Source organism: Streptomyces sp. NBC_01549 (assembly GCF_026339955.1).
Classification (GTDB): domain Bacteria; phylum Actinomycetota; class Actinomycetes; order Streptomycetales; family Streptomycetaceae; genus Streptomyces.
This window is the reverse complement of the sequence record NZ_JAPEPW010000001.1, coordinates 3,766,184-3,790,026: the sequence shown is the minus strand read 5'-3', so window position 1 is coordinate 3,790,026 and position 23,843 is coordinate 3,766,184. Positions and strand designations below refer to the sequence as shown.

Genomic DNA, 23,843 nt, shown 5'->3' with positions numbered 1-23,843 from the left:
TCGCAGAAGCCCTGACGCCGTGTCATCGCGTCCGTATCCTGGACTGCGGGACACAACTTCTCGGGGGGTGTTGTGGACAGGGACGGTCTCCGTGCCCGCCCGGACCATGACTGGCAGCAAGCCGTGGTCCAGGCGCTGTGCGATTCCCCGGTCCTGGGCGACCGCGGCGTCCGCGCGATGCTGGCCGAGCTGATCAGCGACCGGCTGGGACGGCCGGTGGTCCTGCGGGAACAGGCGACCGCGCGGCTGCAGCTGCTCGAACTGGTGCGGTTCTGCGTCCGCGAGGAGATCGCGGCGAAGCACGGACTGTCCGCGCTGGCCGACGCGGTGTCACTGCTGGAGGGTCACAGCCGGACGGCCGACGCCGTCATCGAGCTCGTACGAGAGAAGGCACCACCCCGGGCCCCCTCGCGCACCGACCGCCCCGTTCACCTGTTCGTCTCCTACGTCGTCGCCGACCTGGCGTGGACCGCCTGGATCGCCTGGCACCTGGAGGAAGCGGGCATCGGCGTGCTCCTCGACGAGCCGGACCTCACGCCGGGCGACCGCGCACCGACCGGGCTGCTGGGCGGTCTGGAGCGGAGTGACCGCGCCCTCGCCGTGCTGTCCCCGGCCTACGTCGCCTCCGCACACGTCCATCAGGCCTGGCAGGCCTTGCACGACCGCAACCCCGAGGCCATGGCCGGGATGCTGGTGCCGGTCATGGTGGAGCCGTGCCGACCCCGTCGGCCGCTGTCCACGATCGCGTACACCGACCTCACGGGCCTCGGCGAGGACGAGGCCCGCACCCGGCTGCTGGCCGCCCTCGGCGTCACCCCCGCGGTCCCCACCCGGCACGCCGCACCTCCGCGCTTTCCCGACCCGGCGGGCCGACGTTGACGGGACAGGGCGGCGCGGGCCGCCACAACCCAGCGTTACGTATACGGGAGCGGATCGGCGAGGAGACGCTCGGCGCACTGCTCGGGGTCCCCGCGCTCCACGACCGCTACGCACGCGCCCTGCTGACCGACCTGGTGGGCGAGGCGGTGGGGCAACGGGCCGACCTGCGGGAACAGGCCACCGTGCCTCTGCAACTGCTAGAACTGTTCCGTTTCTGCACGCGGCACCAGGACGGACTGTCGGCGCTCGCACGGAAACTGCCGATGCTGGAGCCGGGCTGCCCACAGGGACCCGTCGTGCAGCGGCTCGCCGACGAATGGACGGCCGTGGACTCGCTCGACGGCCTGCCGGACGTCACCGGCTCCTGGCAGTTCCTCGGTGACACCCTGACCACGCTGACCATGTCGTACGCCATGCGCACGGCCCTCGTCCGGACGGCCACCGACGCCAGGGTCTGCGCACCGCCACCGCACGCCGACACCTGCTGGCACGACTTCCTGCACATGGCCGGGCAGGGGGCCGCGCGCGGTGGGCTGCCCCCCTGGATGGTCTACCTCGACCGCGTTGCCGACGCGATGGGCCACCCCGTCGCGGTCGAGCTGCTCGCACGCAACCGGCAGTGGGCCCTGAGCTGCGGCCTGGCCGAGCTGCTCGACCTCGACCGCGTCCGGACTCCGGCACCACCGCCGGCGGTCAGGCCGGGCCAGGAGTACCTGGCGATCCACATCGCGCCGGACCCGCTGGAGGACGGGCGCTACACGGTCTCGCACTCCCTCATGTCCGACGCCGGCGGCCCGAACTGGCAGCACGGCGACCCGATGCAGCGGGTGCCGACCGACGGGCTGCAGCACGCCGTGACCCGCGTCATCAAAGCGGTCGAAGGGGGTGGCGGCGACCGGCTGGCCCATGTGTGGCTGGAGTTCGTGCTCCCCTTCGAACTGCTCAACCTGCCCGTCGACTGGTGGCCCCGGGACACCGCCGAAGTACCGAACGTACCGCTCGCGGTGGACTACCCGGTGGTCGTGCGCAGCCTCGACCGGCTGCAGAACCGGGACTGGTACCGGTTCTGGCGTACCCGCTGGCAGCAGCTGGCACGCGACGAGCACCCGTCGGAGTCGGTGTACGTCAACGTCGCGCACAAGAACGGCAACCATCTGCGCGGCCTGGAGGCCCGCCTCGGGGACAACGAGCACTGCGTGGCCCTGGTGCTGAGCGAGCCGCCGCTGCCCGACCGGGGAAACGGCCGCCGGGAACTGCAAGCGGCCCTGCGCAGCGGGCTGCCCGTGGTGATCTGGCACCGCGCCGGCCGCTCCACCGAGGAGTTCCGGGGCGTCCTCGACGGACTCCTCACCGAGGGCCTGTCGCGGTTCCCCGCCAAGGTGGCCGCCTACCGCCGCCGCGCGGCGATCGACGCCGCCGACGACGAGGACGCCGCGCACATCGGCCGTCATCTCGCGGTCCTGTGGGACGACCCAGACCGCAAACCCGTACGTCCCGAGCCACCGTGACCACGGACCACGTGACCAGGGACCACGGGGCCACGGAGCCACGGACCAGCAGTGCGGACCGACACCACCGGTACGGACATCGCAGCTCAGGACATCGCAGCCCAGTCGTCGTACGGAGGGACTCCGCTCATGCCGCCGAACAGCCAGTCGTGGGGACTGTACCGAGGCACGGGGCTGCCCGGTGCGCCACCGGAGGAGTGGCCCGAGGCACCGGCCTGGCGCAGCTTCGGCGGCGGCCCCGAGCTTCCCCCGCCACCCGTCGACGACCCGTACGCCCGCGCGGTGCTGGGTGACATCGGACAGCCGCTGCCGGCTCCGCCGGACGAGGTGGCCCGGGTGAACGTGGCGCTGCACCTGCGTCGCCCCCTGCTCGTCACCGGCGAGCCCGGCACCGGCAAGTCGTCCCTCGCCTACCGCATCAGCGGGGAGCTCGGCCTCGGCCGCGTCCTGCGCTGGCAGATCACCTCCCTGAGCACACTCCGCGAGGGCCTGTACGACGGCCCGTACGAGGGCCGCGGCGACGGCGGACGCGAGGGTGAGCACGGCGGGGGGATCCGGCTCGGTCCGCTGGGTACCGCCTTCCTGCCCTACCGCAGGCCCCGTGTGCTGCTGATCGACCGGCTGGACCGGGCCGAGATCAGCCTGCCCGAGGACCTGTGCACGGTACTGACGGCCGGGGGGTTCGTCCTGCCCGGCGCCGGCTCCACCGCCCCGCGGGTGTCGTCCCACGACGATCCGTCGGCCGCGGTGCCCCTGCCCGACACAACGGTGCGCTGCCGTGCCTTTCCCGTCGTGGTCATCACCACCACAGGTGAGCGGGATCTGCCGCCGGATCTCGTACACCGCTGTGTGACCCTGCGGTCCCGGCGTCCCGAACCGGACCTGCTGCGCGCCATCGCCGCGAACCGGTTCCCGTCAAAGCCCGGACGTCCCGGCCCGGCGCCGGACGCGGTGGACGCCTTCGTCGAACGGGCCACCGCTGCCGAGGGACCGGTGGTGGAACGGTTCCTGGACGCACTCCGGCTGGCCGCCGACGGTGTTCTGGGTGCCGTGGCGGAGGCCGGCAACTGGCAGGAGGCCGTCGACACCCTCTGGCAGTGGACCGCGCCGGAGGAGCCATGACCGGGCCCGGCCCGTTTCCCTCGGCCCTCCCGCCGGGGCTCCCGCAGGCCATGCGGCGCGTCGGCTCCGCGCTCGGCAGGACCGGTGCCCGGGACGTGGCGGTGGTGGTCGACACAGGGCCGACGATGGGGATCTGGCAGCCGACGGTCCACGAGTTCGCCACGACGCTGCACCGGTGCGGCGCCTTCGGCCAGATCACCACGCACCGGCTGCCGTACGGGCACAGCGCCGATCCGGCGACGCTGCCGCGTCACCGCGCCGGCACCCGGCTGACCCTGCTCCTCACCGATGGCGCGGGCCCGCGCTGGCACACCCACGAGGTGGAACCGCTGCTGCGCCGCTGGGGCCAGTCCGGACCGCTCGCGCTGATCCATCTGCTGCCGCACCGGGTGTGGCACGCGACGGGGCTGCGTGGCTGGCAGGTGCTGCTGCGCTCGCCCGCCCCGGGCGCGGCCAACCACCGGATGCGGTGGCGGCCCCGCGGCCTGGGCCCCGATGTCCACGACCTGCCGCCCGCCCACCGTCCCGACGTGGCCATCCCGTTGTTCGAACTCACACCCCGGTGGCTGGAGGCCTGGTCCAGACTGCTGGGCGGAGCCCCGCCTTCCTGGCTGCCGATGACGGTGACGTTCCCACGCGCGCGCGTGCCCGCGGGTCCGGTGGCGGCAGAACCTGTTCCCACCTCGGCGGCGCGGGTGGCGTTCTTCCAGTCGTCCGTGCCCCGGAACGTGTTCACGCTCGCCACCATGCTTTCCGCGGTCCCCCTGACCGCCGCGCTGATCGAGGAAGTCAGAGGCGCGCTCGTGCCCGGCGCCTCCCTCACCGACTTCGCGCAACTGCTCGTGTACGACCTGGTCCGGCCGACGGACGCCGGGCACACCACCTTCGCGTTCGCCCCCGGGATCCGCGACGAGCTGCTGGCCACCGGACGGCGTACCGATGTGGTGCGGGTAGTCGAGTTGATCGGGGATCGCCGGGGATCCGGCGGGGAACACTTGTGGCGACTGCCCCGGTTGCTGCGCGGGGCCGCCGTGCACCGACTCCCGCCGGTCGACGCGGAGTCCGGGCCGTGGCTCATGGCCGAGAGCGCCGTGCTCCACGCCCTGTCCGGGCCGTTCCTGAAGCCGGCAAGGGAGGTCGACGAGGCCCTCGCGGCCGCCCCGGCCGACCGGAAACGCCCGCAGCGCGCACAGCAGCACGGCACCACCACACCCACAGCACGCGCAACACCCACAGCACCCAGCGATGCCGTCGCCCGACCCCCGGGCGACGCCGACCGTCGAACCGATCAGGGGAAGAGGAGGCCGGTGATGCCGCAGCAGGCCCCGGCGAGCACGGTGGGCAACGGACGTACCGGGAGCACGCCCACGGTCTGGGGAAACATCCCGCCCAGGAATCCGAACTTCACGGGCCGCGAGGAACTCCTCGACAAGCTGCGCGGGCGGCTGCTGCGGGAGAAGGCGACCGCCGTGCTGCCCCACACGCTGCACGGCATGGGCGGCGTCGGCAAGAGCCTGCTGGCCGTCGAGTACCTCTACCGCCGCATGGCGGACTACGACGTGGTCTGGTGGATCCCCGCGGAGCGCACCGCGCAGATCTCCCTGTCCCTGGTGGAACTGGCACCGCGCCTCGGCCTGCCGGCCGGGTCCGACGCCTCGTCGACCGTCGCCGCGGTGCTGGAGGCACTGCGCGTCGGCGTGCCCTACGCCAACTGGCTCCTGGTCTTCGACAACGCCGAAAGCCCCGAATCCGTGAAGCAGTTCTTCCCCGCCGGAGGACCTGGCAACATCCTCATCACCTCACGCAACCCCCAATGGGCCTCCCTCGCCCGGCCGTTGGAGGTCGACGTCTTCATGCGGGAGGAAAGCAAGCAGCTGCTGCGCATACGCGGCCCGGAGATCAGCGACACGGACGCCGACCGGCTCGCGGAGGCACTAGGTGACCTGCCGCTGGCCATCGAGCAGGCCGCCGCATGGCACGCGGAGACGGGCATGCCCGTGGACGAGTACCTGCACCTGCTCGACGAGAAGCGCGTGGACCTGCTGCGCGGCACCGCGCCCCTCGACAACCCGCATCCGGTGATAGCCGCCTGGAACATCTCCCTGGACCGGCTGGAGGCCAAGAACCCGGCCGCGTACCAACTGCTCCAGTTGTGCTCCTTCTACGCGCCCGAACCGATCGCGCGGAGCATGTTCATGCGAATGCCGCCCAGCTCCATCACCCCCGAACTGGACGCCGCCCTGGAGGATCCGATCCGGCTGGGTCAGGCCATCCGTGACATCGGCCGCTACTCCCTGGCCCGCTTCAGCCACCGCACCAACTCCCTGCAGATGCACCGGCTGGTGCAGGCGGCTCTGCAGTTCCGGATGACGGAGGAGGACCGGGCCACCATGCGGCACGGGGCTCACATGCTGCTGGTGGCCAGTGACCCCAACGACCCCAACAACGCCCTTCGCTGGGACCGGTACGGCGCCCTCTATCCCCACGTGGTCGTCTCCGGCACCGTGGAATCCGACGAGACCTGGGTACGTCGTCTGGTGGTGAACGAGGTCAAGTACCTGCGGCGCTGGGGCGACTACGAGTCCTGTCTGGAACTCGCCCGGTCCGCGTACGAGAACTGGTTCCACCGACTCGGTGAGGAGCACGCCCAGACCTTGGAGATCGCCCGCTCGCTGGGGTTCCTCCAGTTCAGCATGGGCCGCTACAAGGAGGCCGCCGAGCTCAACGCGACGACACTGGAGGCCTACCTCAGGTCGCTGGGACCGCACCACCAGGACACGTTCGCGGCGCTGGGCAACGTCGCCATAGACCACCGTGTGCGGGGCGCCTTCACGGAGGCCCTCGAACTCTCCGACTCCGTGTACCAGCAGTATGTGCAGCTCATCGGTCCGGACGACCCGGAGACGATGCGGGCCGCGCACAACCTCGGTGTAAGCCTGCGCCTGGTGGGCGAGTTCGCACGCGCCTACGAACTGGACCAGCAGACCTGGCGCAACCGGACAGAGGTCTTCGGCCAGGACCACATCGACTCCCTGCGCACCTGGCTCGGGATGATCGTGGACCTACGCGAACTCGGTGACTACGACACCGCCTTGACCTACCACCGGGAAATCACCGAGCAGGCCACCACACTGCTCGGTGGCAGCAACCCGTTCACCCTGTCCTGCATCCGCCTCCTGGCCGTCGCGCTGCGCAAGGCCGGCGAGCACGAGGAGGCCGCGACAACGGCGGAGCGCATCCGCGCCGAGCTCGTACGCCAGTACGGCGACCACAACCCCGATTCGATGGCGGCCACGCTCGAGCTGACCATCCACCTGCGGCACCGGCGAAACCTGGAGGAAGCGCTGCGCCTGGGCACCGAGATCTGCCGTCGGTACGAAGACACCTATGGCAAGCAGCATCCGCACGCCCTGTCCGCCGCCGTGAACCTCGCGGTCACCTACCGGCTGTTGGGCGACGCGCCCGCCGCCCAGTACATCGACGCCATGGCGCTGGAGCAGCTCACGGAGAGGCTGGGCGCGACGCACCCCTCGACGCTGGTGTGCCGCACCAATCTCGCCAGCGACCACTACGCACTCGGCGACCCGGCCGGCGCCCTGGCCCTCGACACCGAAACGGTACGCAGGTCCCGGCAGGTCTTCGACGCCGAACACCCCTCCACCCTGGCCTGTGCAGCGAACCTGGCGATGGACCTGCGGGCCGTGGGACGCGTCGAGGAGGCGGAGGCTCTGCACGGCGACACCCACGACCGTCTCCTGCGCACCTTGGGCAGCGGCCACCCGGCGGTCGCCCAGGCCTCCGACTGGGACCACCGAGCGGACTGCGACATCGACCCGATGCCACTGTGACGGACCCCGCACCGCACGCGTCGAGCCCGCCCACCGGCCCGGCCGGTGCCGGCTTCGCTAGTGTGCGAGCCAGTGGGCCAGGAGCACCGGATCCGGCGGGGTGGACAGCATCTGGCCGATGGCCAGGGCCAGTTCGGGGTGTTCGGTCAGGGCGTTCCCGGCGGCTCGCTCGCCGCACTCGGCCAGCGCCAGGCCGAGCCCGGCCCAGGCGGCGGGCCTGGCGCCCGGAGCGTCGAGCTCCTCGCTGTACAGCTTGACCGCGATCGCGGCGTCGCCGTCCACCAGCGCCAGATCGGCGGGGACGACACCGGGCACCTTCCTCGCGGGGTCCTCCGCCACGCGCAGGATGTCGAACTCGACGGGAGCGACGAGGCTGAGGCGCGCCAGCAGCGCGAGCGTGTCCAGACGGCAGGCCTGCGGGTCGGCCCGCAGCGCGGGCTCGGGGTGGCGTGTGACGACGTCCGCGGGCCGCCCCGCGCACCAGGCCTCCGCCAGTTCCTTCGCGTGTGCCGCGGGCACATGGAGATGGTGTGCGCGCCAGGTCGCACGGTGGTGGACCGCCGCGAGGTCCGCGAGGCGCTGTTCGCGTACTCCCACCGGTTCCCCATGCCAGCCTGCGGTCTGTTCGTCCAGGCTGTCGATCAGCATGTGCCCCAGCAGAGTGAGCGCACGGTGCTCGCGCAGAGTCCCCAGCACCGTGCGCACGGCGCTGCGCCACAGCGCGTACTCGAAGCCCGCGAGCCCCTCCACACCGCGCGTGCGCCAATAGCGCGCGACGCCGGAGAAGGCGTACGCCCCATGCACAAGCCCGCCGAGAGGGCGTGGGTCGTCGCGCCAGGGGGCGTAGAGCAGATCGTCGCACTCCTCGAACAGAGGGGTGAGAAAGATGAGGCCGTTGAGCAGGGTGTGCCGGAACTCGTGCAGGACGGCGATCCCGAGCTGGGCCGGGAGGACGTCCTCGTCCTCGTCCGGCTCCGACAGCAAAAGGCACCCGAACGCATCGCTGGACGAAGCCGCCCGTGCGCGCAGCCGCTCGCCCCGTGGCAGCGGAACGACGGAGCGCAACCCCGCGGTCAGGGCCCGGGCGCTGATCGGGTGATCGTCCACCAGCACCGTCCACATGCGGGCGAACCAGCTCTGCCAGGAAGCGAACTGAGCGGACGAGAGCCGTCCGGACGCCGTCAGCGCAGGGACCGGTGCGTAGGGTCCCAGGTCGTCGAGAGTGAGGGTCAGGGCCATTCCCGCGTGCTCCGCGCGCAGCCGCCGCTGCCCCTCCCATCCCAGGGCGTCGTTCTCCGAGTCGTCCGGCAACGTCACAGTCACGTCGCCCGCGGCGACCCGGACCGCACCGTCGTGCCCCCACACCTCGGCGGTGCCCCAGGGGCCGCCGCCGACCGTGGCCCGGCCGAGGCCCGGCAGGAACACGCGTCCGTCCCGCACCGGCACGCGCGTACGGAAGTCGGCACCGGCGGCGATGAACACGGCCGCCGCCAACTGCCCGAGGAAGCCCAGTTCCACACGCAGAGGAGGCTCACCCGAAGTCGCCGCCGGATCCGGACGGGACAGTCTGCGCAGCAGGCTCGCCGCCCACACACCCACCTGCGGGTCGAGGAGCACCGTACGGAAGGCCGCCGGGTCCGCCCGCTCGGCGGCTTCGAGCAGCGGCCAGGCCCGACGTACGTCGTCGGCGTCCGCTGCCGCGTCCCGGATCGCACGCAACAGCAACAGGCGTCGGCTCGACTCCGCGTCGAGCAGAAAGCCGACGGCTTCCTCGTCCTCGGTGACGGAGTTCAGCGCGTGCAGGACGGAATCGGAGAGGTGGTGAAGGCTCGTCGGCACGACGTTTCCTCGTTCACGGGGTCGTGACGTGTGGGGCGCTCCCCGGCGGCCCGCGCCCGAGGCGCTAATCGCCGTCGCTACCAGCGATCGTGGACATGGGACGGCCGACCCGATACATCAAGCGCTCGATCGAAGGCCGCAGAACGGTGTCATCAAGGGCCGCGACCTCCTCGAGCGACAGTGCCGACAAGGTGGGAAGCCAGGATTGCGGCGCCCCGGACCCCGCCGCTTCACGGGGGCTGGCGTGTTCCCTCGATGACATGGCGTCACCGTATATCAAGAAACGCTGAACCACCGCGACAGCGTCGTGTGGCCGCCCGCCGGAGCCGGTCGGCCCGAAAAGGCAAGGGCCGACCGAGATGATCGTTGGCGTCGGGTCGGCGGCATCGCGGTCCACCTCGGGGCCGACCGCTTCATGGGCACGGCACGCCTCCGGCAAGGTGTTCGGCAGCTCGTTCTTGCTGGAAAGACCTTGGCGTTGCCGAATGTCGGGGTGTGGCAAAGAGGATGCGGGCCCACCCGGGATGGGCCCACATCCGGAGTCAGTGGCGGGTCTCCCACCACAGGATGAGCAGGGTCACGGCGCCGCTGCCGAGCTTGTACGCCGCACCCTGCAGGAACTCGCTCGGGATGTTTCGCCCCTGTCGCCCGAACCATTTCCGCAGGCGGCGGACGGTTTCAGTATGTTGCCTGCCCCGCCGGGCGGAATGGTTGGGCCGACGGTTCGCGTTACGCTCCTCCATACGGAGTTCCTCTCGTTGATGGGCGTGCTGGAACACCGCGCAAGGAGCCCTCCCAACACCGTGGCCTGAGAAACCAGTTGGGGATACAGGGCTCCTTCTGCGTGTTGCGGCACCGTATATCAACGTGTGCTCTCAAGAAACGCTGAACCACTCCCCAGCGAGTGTGCCCGCCCTCCGACAGCGGAGGGCGGGCACACAACCAAAACGTCATCACCGAGACGTCAGCTCCAGGACGTCAGCCCATCAGCACCGGCTCACCGTCGGACACCGGGGCGCCCGCTGCCAGGTTCGTGCCCTCCCGGTCGCCGAGCGGGGTGTCCTCCCCCGCCCCCTCCACATGCTGCGCCGGCCGCTTCGGCAGGGCGAACATCAGCAGGAAGATCGCGACCATCACCGCCACGACCCAGCCCAGCGCGTGCTGGAAGCCGTCGACGAAGGCCGGGCCCACCTGGGCGCGGGTCAGGTGGTCGCCGATCTGGCCGAAGAAGACCACGGACACCAGGCCGAGTCCGAGCGCGTTGCCCATCTGCTGCACGGTGTTGATGAGCCCGGACGCCGAACCGGAGTGTTCGCGCGGGACCTCCGACAGCACCGCGTCGGTCAGCGGGGCCACGATGAAGCCCATGCCCGCGCCCATGACGACCAGCGGAAGCGCCATCTGCCAGGAGGCGATGGACAGGCCGTACCGCTCGGACTCCCAGATGTAGAGCAGTACCCCGACCGCCATGATCAGCGCGCCCGCCTGGAGCACCTTGCGCCCGAATCGCGGGACGAGCAGCTGCACCGACATGCCCGCCGCGGCCGAGACCGCGATCGAGAACGGGACCCCGGTCAGCCCCGCCCGCAGCGGACGCCAGCCCAGGCCGACCTGCATGTACAGCGTCCAGACCAGGAAGAAGATGCCGAGGCCGACCCCGAAGACGGTCTGAACGGCGATGCCCGCGGCGAAGCTCTTCACCTTGAACAGGGACAGCTCGACCAGCGGCGATCCGTCCCGCGCCGCCTTGCGCTTCTCGTACGCCACCAGCGCCGCGAAGACGAGAAGGGCGCCGCCCATCGACACGTACCCCCACAGCGGCCAGCCCAGCTCACGCCCGCGCGTCAGCGGGTAGAGCAGCATCAGCAGGCCCAGCGTCACGAGGGCCATGCCGACGAGGTCGAGCTTGAGGGCCTTGGGGGCCTTCGACTCGCTGATGAAGCGTCGTCCCAGGATCAGCGCGGCGATGCCCACCGGCAGGTTGATGAGGAAGATCGGCCGCCACTCCAGACCGAAGAGGTTCCACTCGGTGAGCAGCGCGCCGAGCAGCGGGCCGGACACGGCGCCCAGGCCGACGATCGCGCCGAAGAGCCCGAAGACCTTGCCCCGCTCGTGCGCCGGGAACGTCGCGTGCACGATCGACAGCACCTGCGGCACCATCAGCGCGGCCATCCCGCCCTGCAGGATGCGCGAGGCGACGAGCATCTCCGGGTTCGCGGCGAAGCCGCACAGCGCGGAGGCGATCGTGAAGCCGCCTATGCCGATCAGGAAGAGCCGCTTGCGTCCGTGGATGTCGCCGAGCCGCCCACCGGTGATGAGCCCGGCGGCGAAGGCGAGTGCGTAGCCGGCGGTGATCCACTGGATCTGGCCGACGGACGCGCCCTCGTCCCGCTGGATGGAGGGAATCGCGATGTTGACGATCGTGACGTCGACCAGGTCCATGAAGGCCGCGGTCATCACGATGGCGAGCGCGAGCCAGCGTCGCCGGTCGGCCCCGGCTGCCGGGCCCCGCGGCGGCTCGGCCGGGCTGCTGAGAGTGGTCTCGGTGGAGGTCATGGCTTGAAGGTAGGCCCCTATTAGGTCAGATCACGTCCTAGATGTGCGGCACTCTGGGAAACATGACGACGGACACCCCGGCCCGGCTCCTCCAGCTCCTCTCCCTCCTGCAGACGCCCCGCGAATGGCCCGGCGGCGAGCTCTCCGAGCGGCTGGGCGTGTCCCGGCGTACCGTCCGCCGCGACATCGACCGGCTTCGCGAGCTGGGCTATCCGGTGCAGGCGACGAAGGGGGCCGATGGCGGATACCGGCTGGTGGCGGGCAAGGCGATGCCGCCGCTCGTGCTCGACGACGAGGAGGCGGTGGCGATCGCGGTGGGGCTGCGGGCCGGTGCCGGGCACGCGGTCGAGGGCGTCGACGAGGCGTCCGTACGGGCCCTCGCCAAACTGGAGCAGGTCCTGCCGTCCCGGCTGCGCCACCGTGTGTCCACACTCCAGGCCGCGACCACCCCGCTGACCAGCGGGGACGGGGCGAGCATCGCACCCGAGACGCTGACCGTGATCGCCGCGTCGGTGGCCGGGCGGGAACGGCTGCGGTTCGCCTACCGCTCCGGGGACGGCACCCCGTCACGACGGCTGTCCGAGCCGTACCGCCTCGTCTCCACCGGCCGTCGCTGGTACCTCGTCGCCTATGACCTCGACCGCGACGACTGGCGCACCTTCCGCGTCGACCGGATCGCCGAGCCCTTCGCGACCGGCGTCCGTTTCACGCCACGCGAACTGCCGACGGGGAGCGCGGCCGAGTATCTGCGGCAATCGATGTACGGGCGCCAGGAGACGTACGACTTCGAGGTCGCCTTCGCCGCGCCCGCCGCGTTCGTCGCGGCCCGCCTGCCCAAGTGGCTCGGCGCGCCCGAGCCGATCGACGAGCACAGCTGTCTGCTGCGTTCCTCCGCCGGGGACTCCGTGGAGTGGCTCGCGGTACGGCTCGCGATGGTCGACTGCGAGTTCACGGTGCGGCGGCCGGCGGAACTGGTGGGGTGTGTACGGGAGTTGGGAGGGCGTCTGACTCGGGCGGCGGGTGGCTTCCAAGACGGGTCGGAGGGCGGGCCGGGAGACGGGCCAGAGGGCGGGCGCTCGGAAGGGCGCGGTGTCAGGGCCGGGTAAGTCCTGCGCGTGAGTCCTGCGCGTGAGTCCCGCACGTGAGTCCCGCACGCGAGTCCCGCACGCGAGTCCCGCACGCGAGTCCCGCACGCGAGTCCCGCACGCGAGTCCCGCACGCGAGTCCCGCACGCGAGTCCCGCACGCGAGTCCCGCACGGGCCCGACCGGTCCGCGGCGCGCTCACACGGCTCCCCACGGCGCGTTCACACGGCTCCCCACGGCGCGTTCACACGGCTCCCCAGGGGAAGTCGCTCAGGGCTTCCAGATGGCGTACCGCGAGCGCGACCGGCCCGGCCGGACCGTCGGCCGGCTCGTCCCCGGCGGCCCAGGCCTCCACCGCCACGCGAACGGCCGCACCGGCCACGGCGGCACCGAGCGGGAACTCCGCCCCGCCACCGGCCAAGGCACCCGCCCCGCCGCCCGCCGCGGAGGCCCTCGCCTCCAGCACCCGTGCCAACGTCCGCTCCGCCCCCTGACACGCCTCGCCTCACACCCTCAGCAGCGCCGGGCTCCCCTCGGCCAGTCGGAGCAGGGCACGGACCCAGTCCATGGACTCCGGCCGCACCCCAACGCCCGGGGTGAGGGTCTGGACGACGGCATGGCGAAGCGCCTCCGGCACGGACAGGTCGGCCGGGGCGTCGCGTACCGCCTCGGCCCACTTCTCGACGCCCGCGCGGAAGAGCGGGGCAAGGGACTCTTCCTTGCTGGAGAAGTAGCGGTAGAAGGTGCGGGGCGCGACACCGGCGGCGCGGGCGATGTCCTCGGCGCGGGTGGCGCGCAGACCGTGCCTCATGAAGAGCCCGGCCGCGGCCCGCGCGATCTCCATCCGGGTGGCAGCCTTGCGTCGCTCCGTGAGCGAGAGCCCGGGAGCGGCGGCCGTGCGGTCGGTACCGGTCACGGACGGCAGGTTATGCCCCTGTGGCACAATCTGCCATCCGGGTCACCCCGGGGTTCAGGTACGGGGTGGCCCGTCGGCCTGCCCGAAAACCACCGCTCCCCGGAACGCGAGTCCGGAACGAGTCTTCAACCACCCCCGACCACCCCCGACGAACCCTGAACAAAAAGGAGCCGAGCCCCGGCGCCAGGGGGGGGGAGGCGCCGAAGCTCGGCTCTGGAGAGTCCCGGCGCGGGGGGGGGAGTGCGTCGGGACTCGGTTCTGGGGGGTCTTGGGGCTGCGCCCCGGGACCCTGAACCCTGGGCCCTGAAGTCTTGTGCCCAGAGCCCAGCGAGTTAAGCGGCGTTACATGGCCATGTCCGATCGACTTATGGCCGAGCTCGAACCATCGGATCCGTCAGATCCGACAGATCCGTCTCGAACCCGTACGAACCATACGTGGCACACCGACCGTATGAACCACGCGAACCGCACGAACCGCGGACATTCTTAAGCCGCCGCGTCAAAACCGGTGTCGCGGGCCAGCTTCTTCAGCTCCAGCAGCGCGTGCTTCTCGATCTGGCGGATGCGCTCACGGGTGAGCCCGTGCTCCTTGCCGACCTCCGTGAGCGTGCGCTCCCGGCCGTCGTCGATGCCGTACCGCATCTTGATGATCGAGGCCGTGCGCTGGTCGAGGCGGCCGATCAGGTCGTCGAGCTCCTCGCTGCGCAACAGGGTGAGGACGGACTGCTCGGGCGAGACCGCGGAGGTGTCCTCGAGGAGGTCACCGAACTGGGTGTCACCGTCGTCGTCCACCGACATGTTCAGCGAGACCGGGTCGCGGGCCCAGTCCAGGACGTCCGTCACACGCTCCGGGGTCGAGCCCAGCTCGGCGGCGATCTCCGCGTGCTCGGGCTCCCGCCCGTTCTTGCGGTTGAACTCGCGCTGCACCCGGCGGATGCGGCCCAGCTCCTCGACCAGGTGCACGGGAAGGCGGATCGTGCGCGACTGGTCGGCGATGGAGCGGGTGATGGCCTGACGGATCCACCACGTGGCGTACGTCGAGAACTTGAAGCCCTTGCGGTAGTCGAACTTCTCGACGGCGCGCACCAGGCCCGCGTTGCCCTCCTGGATCAGGTCGAGCAGGGGAAGGCCGCTACGGGGATATCGCCGGGCCACGGCGACGACCAGCCGCAGGTTGGAGCGGATGAAGACGTCCTTGGCCCGCTCCCCCTCGGCGACCAGCGCCTCGAGCTCCTCGCGGGTCGCGTCCGCCTTGGGGGCATCCACCTCGTCGTCGAGGATCTGCCGCGCGAACACACCCGCCTCGATGATCTGGGAAAGCTCGACTTCCTTGGCGGCGTCGAGCAGCGGCGTACGCGCGATCTCGTCGAGGTACATGCCGACCAGGTCGCGGTCGGCGATTTCGCCGCCTACGGCGCGAACACTGCGTGCCGCGTCGGCGGTCTCGCCGGTGGCGGACTGACGACGGGCGACGGCACGGGTTGCCATGCGTGCTCCCTTGCGATGGTGGGCTTGCGGGTCCTAGTGGCGGCTCGGACACTCTTCCGAGTGCCCGGCATCCGAAGGAAACAACGACTGGAATCCGGACAGAATTCCCAACCCGCCCCCCTACTTTTCTGACCATGCAGTACCCTGTGCCGCCACAGTGGGAGGTCGGATGTCAACGGAACGTACAGAGGTGCAGGTCAGGCCAGGAGTCGAGGCCGACCTCGACGCCCTCACAGCCATCTACAACCACTATGTTCGCGAGACGCCCATCACATTCGACACTGCTGTCTTCATCTCGGAAGAGCGTCGTCCTTGGCTGCTCTCCCACCCTGAAGACGGCCCGCACCGCCTGATGGTTGCCACGGACACGGACTCACAGGGGACTCCCGGGAACGCACAGCGCATTCTGGGATACGCCACTTCCAGCGCCTTCCGCGCCAAGCCCGCCTACGCCACCTCCGTCGAGGTCACCATCTATCTCGCCCCGGACGCGGGCGGGCGCGGCGTCGGCACGTCGCTCTACAAGGCCCTGTTCGACGCGCTCGCCGAGGAGGACCTGCACCGCGCCTACGCCGGCATCGCCCAGCCCAACGAAGCGTCCGTGCGGCTGCACGAACGCTTCGGGTTCCGGCACGTCGGCACATACCGGGAGGTGGGCCGGAAGTTCGGCCGGTACTGGGATGTGGCCTGGTACGAGAAGGACCTCTAGGCCAGCCGAAGCGGAGACCTCCGGGCCAGGCGAAGCGGACCTCAGCCGAACTGCACCGACCGCTTGGCCAGCCCCAGCCAGAACCCGTCGATCACCGACCGCTGCTCGTCCAGCTCGCCCGTCGCCTCCGCCGCGCCCATCGTCACGAAGAGCGGGGCGAAGTGCTCGGTGCGGGGGTGGGCGAGCTGGCCCGCCGGGGACTTGCGGCCGAAGTCCAGCAGGGCGTCCCAGTCACGGGCGTCCAGGGTGCGGTGACCCCAGTCGTCGAACTCCACCGACCAGGAGGGGATGCCTCCCTGGCGCAACGCGGCCAGATTGTGAGTGAAGAAGCCGGAGCCCACGATCAGGACACCCTCGTCACGCAGCGGCGCCAGCTTGCGCCCGATCTCCATCAGCTTCACCGGATCGAGGGTCGGCATCGAGATCTGCAGGACAGGGATGTCGGCGTCGGGGAACATCTCGACGAGCGGGACGTACGCACCGTGGTCCAGGCCGCGGTCCGGGATGTCCTGTACGGGAATGCCGGGGGCGCGCAGCAGCTTCCTTACGGCTTCGGCGAGTTGAGGGGCGCCGGGAGCCGCGTACCGGACCTGGTAGTAGTGCTCGGGGAAGCCCCAGAAGTCGTAGACGAGCGGTACGGTCCGGACCGCTCCGAGGGCCAGCGGGGCCTCCTCCCAGTGGGCGGAGACCATCAGGATCGCCTTGGGACGGGGCAGCGCGGCGGACCAGGCCGCCAGTTCTCCGGGCCAGATCGGATCGTCGGCGAGCGGCGGGGCGCCATGGCTGAGATAGAGGGCGGGCATGCGCTCGTGCGGGGCATGCCCCTCGGCGACGGCAGACGTGGCGGCAGACACGGCGGCTACTCCCTCCGGGGGTCGATCGTAAGACCGATTGGGCATTTATTTGAAGTCTCAAGATCTCATGCAGAACCATACTCCCGATTTGTTTAATATTCAAGAAGGGGCTCGTACAGTGGAGTCCATGAACACGGCACCCGCTTCCGCTGAAGAGCCGCGCTGGCTCACCGACGAGGAACAGCGCACCTGGCGTGCGTACATGAACGCCGCCACCCTCCTCGAGGACCATCTCGACCGTCAGCTGCAGCGCGACGCGGGCATGCCGCACGTCTACTACGGCCTGCTCGTCCAGCTCGTCGAGGCGCCGCACAGAAGGCTGCGGATGACCGAGCTGGCCATGAGCGCGAAGATCACCCGCTCACGTCTCTCGCACGCGATCGCGCGCCTGGAGAAGAACGGGTGGGTGCGTCGCGAGAACTGCCCCTCCGACAAGCGGGGACAGTTCGCCGTCCTCACCGACGCCGGTTACGAGGTGCTGAGCAAGGCCGCGCCGGGCCATGTCCGCGCCGTGCGGCAGGCCTTCTTCGACCGGCTCACGCCCGAACAGCACAAAGCCCTCGGCGAGGCCATGCGGATCATCGCCGAGGGGTTGCAGCCGAAGGACGCGGGCGCGGACCTGCCTTGGTTGCGTTAACGGGGCTGACGGGGGGTGGACGCGGGTCCGCCCCGGCTCCGACGAACTCGGAACCGGGGCGGGCCCTGGGACTCGTACGGGCGAGGCGTCCCCACCCCGCGCCCGTACGCGAAGCACCTGAAGCACCGGAGGTACCAGCGGCGGTACCGGCGGTACGGGTGATCAGTGGGCGATCACCGGCACCTTGAGCTCGTCCTCGACGCCGTCGCCCCCACCGGCGGCCGCGGACATGTCCGGGCGGCCGGTGTTGACGAGGGTCGCGGCGATCGCGGCGGCGACCACCAGGATGCCGACGGCGAACCAGATGGCGTTGGTGTAGCCGTTCACCATGCCCTGCAGCTGGACGATCCGCTGCTGCGACTTGGAGGCGGCACCGGCGATGTGGTCCTTGATGTACGAGGTGGTCGCCGAGGCGGCGATCGTGTTCAGCAGGGCCGTACCGATCGCGCCGCCCACCTGCTGCGAGGTGTTGACCATCGCGGAGGCGACACCGGCGTCCTTCGGCTGGACACCGTACGTGGCCAGGGACATGGCGGGCATGAACGCCGTACCCATACCCAGGCCGAGCAGCAGCTGGGCCGGGAGCAGCAGACCCGCGTAGGAGGAGTCGATCTCCATCTGGGTCAGCAGCAGCATGCCCAGGGCGGCCAGCGCGAAGCCCGGCGCCATCAGCAGCCGCGGCGGGACGCGGGTCATCAGACGGGCGCCGATCTGGGTGGAGCCCGTGATCATGCCCGCGATCATCGGCAGGAAGGCGAAGCCGGTCTTGACCGGCGAGTAGCCCTTCACGATCTGCAGGTAGTAGGTCAGGAACAGGAACAGACCGAACATCGCGATGATCGCGAGGCCGAGCGAGAGGTAGACGCCGCCGCGGTTGCGCTCAGTGATGACGCGCAGGGGCAGCAGCGGGGCCTTGACCTTGGACTCGGTGAAGACGAAGGCCGCGAGCAGGACCACCGAGGCGACGAACAGGCCGATGGTCGTGGAGTCGCTCCAGCCGTTGGACTCGGCACGCGTGAAGCCGTAGACCAGGGAGACCAGGCCCAGGGTGGAGAGGACGACGCCGGGGATGTCGAGCGGCGAGCGGTTGCGGCCGCCGGCCGGCTCACGGATGACGAAGTACGCGCCCAGGGCGGCGATGATCGCGAACGGGATGTTCACGAAGAAGGTCCAGCGCCAGTTCAGGTACTCGGTCAGGAAGCCGCCGAGGATCAGGCCGACCGCGCCACCGCCACCGGCGATCGCACCGTAGATGCCGAACGCCTTGGCGCGCTCCTTGGCGTCGGTGAACATCACCGCGAGCAGCGAGAGCGCGGCGGGGGCCAGGAGGGCACCGAAGGCGCCCTGCAGGGCGCGGGCGCCGAGCAGCATCGCCTCGCTCTGCGCGGCGCCGCCGATGGCGGAGGCGCCCGCGAAGCCGATCAGACCGGTGACAAAGGTGCGCTTGCGGCCCCACAGGTCGGCGATACGGCCGCCGAAGAGCAGCAGACCGCCGAAGGCGAGGGCGTAGGCCGTGATGACCCACTGCCGGTTGCCGTCCGATATGCCCAGGTCCTGCTGGGCGGAGGGCAGCGCGATGTTCACGATGGTCGCGTCGAGGACGACCATCAGCTGGGCGAGCGCGATGAACGCGAGCGCTTTCCAGCGGTTGCTGTGTGCGTCGGCGAGTTCGGCCGCCGACTTCGCCGAGGCTGAGGTGCCTGTTTCAGACATGGGGATACCCACTCCGGTACTTCGCAGTGAAAAAGGTGAGGGAAAGTCACGGGAGCCGGCGGCTCGTCTCCGTAGACGGCCGCAAGCTTCCGGAAGCTGGTCGGACTTAGGACCGGCGCTGTCCCCCGATCTCATCGGTCGCGCTGGTCTGGCTGGTCTGGCTGCTGGTCAGGCTGTTCGCAGATCCTCCACGGTGACCGCCACCCCCAGCAGTACGGAGCGGGCCGGTGCCCGCAGACCGTCCAGGAACAGCTGCAGATGACGGTGTACGAAGCGGTCGATGCCCTGGCACGCGGTGCCGGGCAGCGGCCGGGTGAGCTGAGTGACGGCGATCATCAGGTCGCCGAATTCGACATCGGGCCGCAACTGCCCGGCCTCTCGGGCGCGCCTCGTCAGCGCCTCGACCAGGTCCACGGTCCGCTCGCGTGCGGCGAACAGATCCGGATGGTTCTGGTCGAAGGCTTCGGAGAGCATGGGGCACAGGGCGCCGATCCGCTCGTCCGCCGCGAAGTGCACGAAGTCGCTCAGCGCCTGGAAGGCGTCGCCGCCCTCGGCGAGAGCCGACTCGATCCACTCCGACGTGCGGTCCATGACCGAGCAGACGACCTCCCGCGCGAGCGCGTCGCGGTCCGGGAAGTTGCGGTACACCGTGGCGTTGCCGACACCGGCGCGGCGGGCGATCTCGTCGAACGGCACATCGGGGCCGAACTCGACGAACATCTCGCGCGCGGCGGCGACGATCCGCTCCCGGTTGCGCAGGGCATCGGCCCGGGGCCGGGGCACGCGACGCTTCACGGGGGTGGCGGTCTCCACGGCGTACTCCTCAGACGTAGGTGCAGGAAGACTGTGGCGCGATCCGGGGAATCCGTCCCCGTTTCGCTCGGACACATGGCTAAACGGGGAAACCGTCCCCGGTTATTTCCCGCATTCCGAGAGATGTGATGTGACCTGCGTCACTGAGCGTTGGGGGGTGGGGGAGCGGCGCGCGGCTGAGCGAGGGGGCGCGGCGCGCGGCTGAGCATCCGTGGCGGCACGCGGTGCGGTCGCGCATCCGGCGCGGCTCGCAGCTTCGCAGCCGCCCCGCCCTGCCCCGCCCCGCCCCCACCCGGGGCGGATGGTCAGCGCCCCCACCCGGGGCGGATGGTCAGCGCCCCCACCCGGGGCGGATGGTCAGCGCCCCCAACCGGGGCGGATGGTCAGCGCGGCCCGGCTCGTTGCTGACCATCCGCCCCGGCCCGAGGCCAAACCCCGCGACCAAACCCCCGCGGCCAAACCTCTGACGCCGCTCCCGTCACCCCTCCCCCGGCAAGAAACCCACGTTCGGGCTCTTCCAGCGCGCGGCCGCGCATCCCCCGCCACAGGGTGATCGCACAGGGTGCAGCCGGTGACCGGGCGGCTGCCGTGAGCGAAGGGCCCCTGTATGCAGCCGATGCAGGCCACCAGCCGCCGGATACGCTCGCGCCGCGTGGCCGCCCTCACCACGGTGACTCTTCTGACGCTGGCGGTCAGCACCTCCGCCGGCACCGGGCACCTCTCGGCGGGCTCCACGACGGCGGGCTCCATCGCGCTGGCCCGCTCCACGGCGCTCGGTCCCTGCATGATCAGCGGCGCGATGGGCGTACAGATGGGAGAGGGCATACCGACCCAACCCGGATACGCCCGCTCCACCGGCACCGTCCGAGCCCTCACCCTGATGGTCGACTTCTCCGACGCCCCCGGCCCGGGCAGCGCACTCGACCGGCTCGCCGAGTTCTTCCCGCAGACCCAGAACTGGTTTCGCACCAGTTCCTACGGCCGCCTCGACTACCGCCCCGAGACCCCCATCCACCACTGGCTGCGCATGCCCAAGCCCTTCAAGGCGTACGGCATAGAACGCGGCGCCCCCTTCGACCCCGGCTACCGCGACCTGGTCCAGGACATAGTGGCCACGGCCGACCCCGAGGTGGACTTCCACTCGTACGACCTCCTGAACGTGCTGGTGACGCCGAACGCCGGGCCCTCCGCCCTGGACACCGTCCTGTCCGTCACCTTCGCCGGCAACACCGAGGCGCCCATCGCCGACGGCGTCCCCGTCTCGAACGCGTCCTTCGTCTACAGCCGCCAGGACGACGGCTCCGGCTCCTACGCCGAGACCGGCTACCGGGTACTCCCCCACGAGAACGGCCACACCTTCGGCCTGCCCGACCTCTACACCCAGGAGGGCGGCGGCGCCGTCGGCCACTGGGACATCATGAGCGAGGACTGGGGGGCCGACAACGACCTCCTCGGCTGGCACAAGTGGAAGCTGGGCTGGCTCGACGAGTCGCAGGTCAGATGCGCCGCGTCGCCCGGGACGGCGGAGTACACCCTCACCCCGCTGTCCCGTCCCGGCGGCGAGAAACTGGTCTTCGTACCCACCGGCACCAAGACGGGGTACGCCTTCGAACTGCGCACCCGCGGCGGCAACGACTCCGCCGTCTGCCGCCCCGGCATCCTCATCTACAAGGTCGACGCGGGCGTGGACACCGGAAACGGCCCCATCACCGTCTACGACTCCAAGCGCCACAGCGGCGGCTGCACCCGCAGCCCCAACGTCCACGCGGAACTCTCCGACGCCCCCTTCGCCCCCGGCGAGTCCTTCAAGGACCCCAAGGCCGGCATCACGATCTCGGTCACGGCGGTGGATCCGAAGGGCGACTACCAGGTGTCCGTCACACGCAGCTGACCGGTCGCTTCCCCGCCGCCCCCGGTCTCCGACCTGCTGACCTGACCGTGCAAGGACTACGGTGTCTCTCCTGAGTCTCTTCAGAGATCCACAGCGGAGAGCCCATGCCATCGAACGTCGCGCCGCCCCCCGGGACCGGCACCAGCAGCGCCGAGGCCGCGGTGCCCGCCGAGGCCGTCACCCCCCTCATCCGCGGTATCGCCGTACTGCGGCGGCTGACCGACGCCGACGGAGTGTCCAGCCTCAGCGGTCTGGAGCGGTCCACCGGACTCGCGCGCTCCACCGTCGACCGGATCACCGCGACCCTGGCGCGCCGGGGGTACGTACGCCTCGACGGCCGCGACGCGGTCCTGGCCCCCCGTCTGATGGAACTCGGCAACGCCTACCTGGCCGCCCTGCGTCTGCCCCGCCTCCTCGACGCGCACGCCGACGCCCTCGCCGACGAACTCGACGAGTCCGTCTCGCTCGCGGTCGGCGACCAGGACGGCATCCGCTTCATCCACCAGGCGACCCGGCGCCGCGCCATGTCACTGAGCTTTCGCATCGGCGACCTGCTGCCCGCCGAACGCACCGCGCCCGGCCCCCTGTTCGCCACCGAATGGGACGAACGGGAGTGGGCACGGTGGCGCGAGCGGCGCACGGCCGATCCGGAGGACCGGGGGTTTCCGGCGGTCCCGGCCCGAAGCCGCCCGATCGAGTACGGCGAGGACGACCGCGACGCCGAAAGAGACAGACGCGCCACGACGAACGACACGACGAAGGAGCAGGACGTCGGCCGAGGCACACGTCGGCTGCCCACCCTCGGCGAAGACTTCGAGCAGCGTACGGCCGAGGCTCGCGAGGCCGGCTGGGCGCTGGACGACCAGTTGATCGAACCGGGGCTGGTCGCGATCTCCATGCCCGTACGCGAGGCGGGCCGCATCGCCTGTGTGGTGAGCGTGGTCAGCCACACCAGCCGGCACACCGCGGCCGATCTGCGCGACACCCTGCTGCCCCGGCTGCGCCAGTCCGTCGCCGCGATGGAACGGGAACTGCGCGAGACACAGCGCGCCGAATCCGCCGCGCCCCGTACCACCACCGCCCCCTCCGGCCTCGCCGTCTGGACCGGCGCCTCCAAACAGGAACTGGGCCGGGACTTCATCGAGTCGCTGGCCCGGGGCCTCACCGTGATCACCGCCTTCGGCGAGGACCGCGCCGAACTGAACCTCACCGAGGTCGCCCAGGCCACCGGGCTCGCCCGGGCGACCGCCCGCCGCGCCCTGATCACCCTGGAACACCTCGGATACGTCAGCACGCACGACCGCGTCTTCCGCCTCACCCCCCGTGTGCTGGGCCTCGGCTTCCCTCCCCTGTCGCGGACCTCGCTCGCCGAGATCGCCGCCCCGCACCTCACCGGACTCTCGCAGCGGCTGCACGACTCGGTGTCGCTGGCGATCCTGACCGGCGACGAGGTCCAGTACACGGGCCGCGTCTCCACCAGCCGCATCATGGGCGCCCACATCGCCATCGGCACCCGTCTGCCCGCGTACCCGACCGCGCTGGGCCGGGTGATGCTGGCGGACCTGCCCGAGCCCCCGCTCACCGAACTGCTCCCGTTGACCCCCCGCACGATCACGGATCCCGCTCGCCTGAAGGCCGTTCTGGAGCGCGTACGGCAAGAGGGATACGCCCTCGTCGACGAGGAGTTGGAGGTGGGGCTGCGCTCCATCGCGGTACCGGTGCGCGAGCGCGGTGGACGGGTCGTCGCCGCGGTCAATGTCGCGATGCACAGCAGCCGCCGTACGCCCGAGGAGTGCGTCACCGAGGTACTGCCGGAATTGCGGGCCACGGTGAGCCGGATGGAGGAGGACCTGTGGGTGGCGGGACGGTTTCGCCAGGTACCGCGGACATGACGCGTCAGCGCGTACCCCCTCCTGACGACCGTTCGCCCCGCCCACCAGGAAGCTCGCCGACATCGCGCTGGTGAAGGCGTCCCGGGCGAAGCCG

General features: G+C 70.8%; 16 protein-coding genes and 1 pseudogene. 9 read left to right on the top strand and 8 right to left on the bottom strand.

The window, feature by feature from the left end; translation table 11 throughout:
- The first annotated feature begins 72 nt into the window (after nt 1–72).
- From OG819_RS16970 to fxsT, 4 genes are read left to right on the top strand one after another with little or no spacing between them, the layout of a single operon-like run.
- The gene (locus tag OG819_RS16970; protein ID WP_266650190.1) at nt 73–879 is read left to right on the top strand and encodes a toll/interleukin-1 receptor domain-containing protein; all 807 of its coding nucleotides are present in this window, start codon (nt 73–75) and stop codon (nt 877–879) included.
- Complete coding sequence (locus OG819_RS16965; RefSeq protein WP_266433742.1) at nt 876–2,387, top strand: hypothetical protein; 1,512 nt, start codon at nt 876–878, stop codon at nt 2,385–2,387. The genes OG819_RS16970 and OG819_RS16965 overlap by 4 nt, the downstream gene beginning before the upstream one ends.
- Nucleotides 2,388–2,438: 51 nt before the next feature.
- Nucleotides 2,439–3,509 carry a MoxR family ATPase gene (locus OG819_RS16960; protein ID WP_266650188.1) on the top strand — a complete coding sequence of 357 codons (1,071 nt, stop codon included), beginning with the start codon at nt 2,439–2,441 and terminating at the stop codon, nt 3,507–3,509.
- Entirely contained in the window at nt 3,506–7,357 is a 3,852-nt protein-coding gene (gene fxsT / locus OG819_RS16955) for an FxSxx-COOH system tetratricopeptide repeat protein (RefSeq protein WP_266650186.1), read from the top strand. Before OG819_RS16960 ends, fxsT begins: the two co-directional genes overlap by 4 nt.
- A gap of 57 nt (nt 7,358–7,414) precedes the next feature.
- On the opposite strand, the gene OG819_RS16950 is transcribed toward fxsT, so the two are convergent.
- From OG819_RS16950 to OG819_RS16940, 3 genes are all read right to left on the bottom strand, one after another.
- The gene (locus OG819_RS16950; protein ID WP_266650184.1) at nt 7,415–9,196 is read right to left on the bottom strand and encodes an HEXXH motif domain-containing protein; all 1,782 of its coding nucleotides are present in this window, start codon (nt 9,194–9,196) and stop codon (nt 7,415–7,417) included.
- A 542-nt stretch (nt 9,197–9,738) separates the two neighbouring features.
- A complete protein-coding gene (locus OG819_RS16945; protein ID WP_266625379.1) occupies nt 9,739–9,939 on the bottom strand; it encodes a hypothetical protein in 201 nt (66 codons plus the stop codon).
- Nucleotides 9,940–10,174: 235 nt separating this feature from the next.
- On the bottom strand, nt 10,175–11,752 hold the full coding sequence (locus tag OG819_RS16940) for an MFS transporter (RefSeq protein ID WP_266650182.1): 1,578 nt from the start codon (nt 11,750–11,752) through the stop codon (nt 10,175–10,177).
- Between the two features lie 62 nt (nt 11,753–11,814).
- Here OG819_RS16940 and OG819_RS16935 point away from each other — a divergent pair, with 62 nt between their 5' ends.
- Nucleotides 11,815–12,858: a YafY family protein gene (locus tag OG819_RS16935; RefSeq protein WP_266650180.1), complete on the top strand. Its 1,044-nt coding sequence runs from the start codon at nt 11,815–11,817 to the stop codon at nt 12,856–12,858.
- Between the two features lie 222 nt (nt 12,859–13,080).
- On the opposite strand, the pseudogene OG819_RS16930 reads toward OG819_RS16935, so the two are convergent.
- Together OG819_RS16930 and OG819_RS16925 are read right to left on the bottom strand one after the other, a co-directional pair.
- Nucleotides 13,081–13,680, bottom strand: a pseudogene (locus OG819_RS16930) (TetR family transcriptional regulator).
- A gap of 558 nt (nt 13,681–14,238) precedes the next feature.
- Nucleotides 14,239–15,240 (bottom strand): sigma-70 family RNA polymerase sigma factor, encoded by a 1,002-nt coding sequence (locus OG819_RS16925; RefSeq protein WP_266650179.1) that lies wholly within the window; start codon nt 15,238–15,240, stop codon nt 14,239–14,241.
- Between the two features lie 169 nt (nt 15,241–15,409).
- Here OG819_RS16925 and OG819_RS16920 point away from each other — a divergent pair, with 169 nt between their 5' ends.
- A complete protein-coding gene (locus OG819_RS16920; RefSeq protein WP_266625385.1) occupies nt 15,410–15,949 on the top strand; it encodes a GNAT family N-acetyltransferase in 540 nt (179 codons plus the stop codon).
- Between the two features lie 41 nt (nt 15,950–15,990).
- Here OG819_RS16920 and OG819_RS16915 read toward each other — a convergent pair whose 3' ends face one another.
- Nucleotides 15,991–16,752: a dioxygenase gene (locus OG819_RS16915; RefSeq protein ID WP_266634411.1), complete on the bottom strand. Its 762-nt coding sequence runs from the start codon at nt 16,750–16,752 to the stop codon at nt 15,991–15,993.
- Nucleotides 16,753–16,930: 178 nt separating this feature from the next.
- Here OG819_RS16915 and OG819_RS16910 point away from each other — a divergent pair, with 178 nt between their 5' ends.
- Nucleotides 16,931–17,440 carry a MarR family transcriptional regulator gene (locus tag OG819_RS16910; protein ID WP_266650178.1) on the top strand — a complete coding sequence of 170 codons (510 nt, stop codon included), beginning with the start codon at nt 16,931–16,933 and terminating at the stop codon, nt 17,438–17,440.
- A 162-nt stretch (nt 17,441–17,602) separates the two neighbouring features.
- Here OG819_RS16910 and OG819_RS16905 read toward each other — a convergent pair whose 3' ends face one another.
- Complete coding sequence (locus OG819_RS16905; protein WP_266650176.1) at nt 17,603–19,153, bottom strand: MFS transporter; 1,551 nt, start codon at nt 19,151–19,153, stop codon at nt 17,603–17,605.
- A gap of 168 nt (nt 19,154–19,321) precedes the next feature.
- Nucleotides 19,322–19,966 carry a TetR/AcrR family transcriptional regulator gene (locus OG819_RS16900; RefSeq protein ID WP_266650174.1) on the bottom strand — a complete coding sequence of 215 codons (645 nt, stop codon included), beginning with the start codon at nt 19,964–19,966 and terminating at the stop codon, nt 19,322–19,324.
- A gap of 607 nt (nt 19,967–20,573) precedes the next feature.
- Between OG819_RS16900 and OG819_RS16895 the strand changes: the two genes are divergently transcribed.
- Together OG819_RS16895 and OG819_RS16890 are read left to right on the top strand one after the other, a co-directional pair.
- Entirely contained in the window at nt 20,574–21,857 is a 1,284-nt protein-coding gene (locus tag OG819_RS16895; RefSeq protein WP_266625391.1) for a M6 family metalloprotease domain-containing protein, read from the top strand.
- Nucleotides 21,858–21,961: 104 nt separating this feature from the next.
- Nucleotides 21,962–23,749, top strand: coding sequence for an IclR family transcriptional regulator C-terminal domain-containing protein (locus tag OG819_RS16890; RefSeq protein WP_266650172.1), 1,788 nt, complete (start codon nt 21,962–21,964; stop codon nt 23,747–23,749).
- The last annotated feature ends 94 nt before the right edge of the window (nt 23,750–23,843 follow it).

Bases quoted from the DNA above. Each gene is read 5' to 3' on its own strand.
- fxsT (WP_266650186.1), top strand. From the start codon at position 3,506: ATGACCGGGCCCGGCCCGTTTCCCTCGGCCCTCCCGCCGGGGCTCCCG.
- OG819_RS16945 (WP_266625379.1), bottom strand. From the start codon at position 9,939: ATGGAGGAGCGTAACGCGAACCGTCGGCCCAACCATTCCGCCCGGCGG.
- OG819_RS16940 (WP_266650182.1), bottom strand. From the start codon at position 11,752: ATGACCTCCACCGAGACCACTCTCAGCAGCCCGGCCGAGCCGCCGCGG.
- OG819_RS16935 (WP_266650180.1), top strand. From the start codon at position 11,815: ATGACGACGGACACCCCGGCCCGGCTCCTCCAGCTCCTCTCCCTCCTG.
- OG819_RS16925 (WP_266650179.1), bottom strand. From the start codon at position 15,240: ATGGCAACCCGTGCCGTCGCCCGTCGTCAGTCCGCCACCGGCGAGACC.
- OG819_RS16920 (WP_266625385.1), top strand. From the start codon at position 15,410: ATGTCAACGGAACGTACAGAGGTGCAGGTCAGGCCAGGAGTCGAGGCC.
- OG819_RS16915 (WP_266634411.1), bottom strand. From the start codon at position 16,752: ATGCCCGCCCTCTATCTCAGCCATGGCGCCCCGCCGCTCGCCGACGAT.
- OG819_RS16910 (WP_266650178.1), top strand. From the start codon at position 16,931: ATGAACACGGCACCCGCTTCCGCTGAAGAGCCGCGCTGGCTCACCGAC.
- OG819_RS16905 (WP_266650176.1), bottom strand. From the start codon at position 19,153: ATGTCTGAAACAGGCACCTCAGCCTCGGCGAAGTCGGCGGCCGAACTC.
- OG819_RS16895 (WP_266625391.1), top strand. From the start codon at position 20,574: ATGCAGCCGATGCAGGCCACCAGCCGCCGGATACGCTCGCGCCGCGTG.
- OG819_RS16890 (WP_266650172.1), top strand. From the start codon at position 21,962: ATGCCATCGAACGTCGCGCCGCCCCCCGGGACCGGCACCAGCAGCGCC.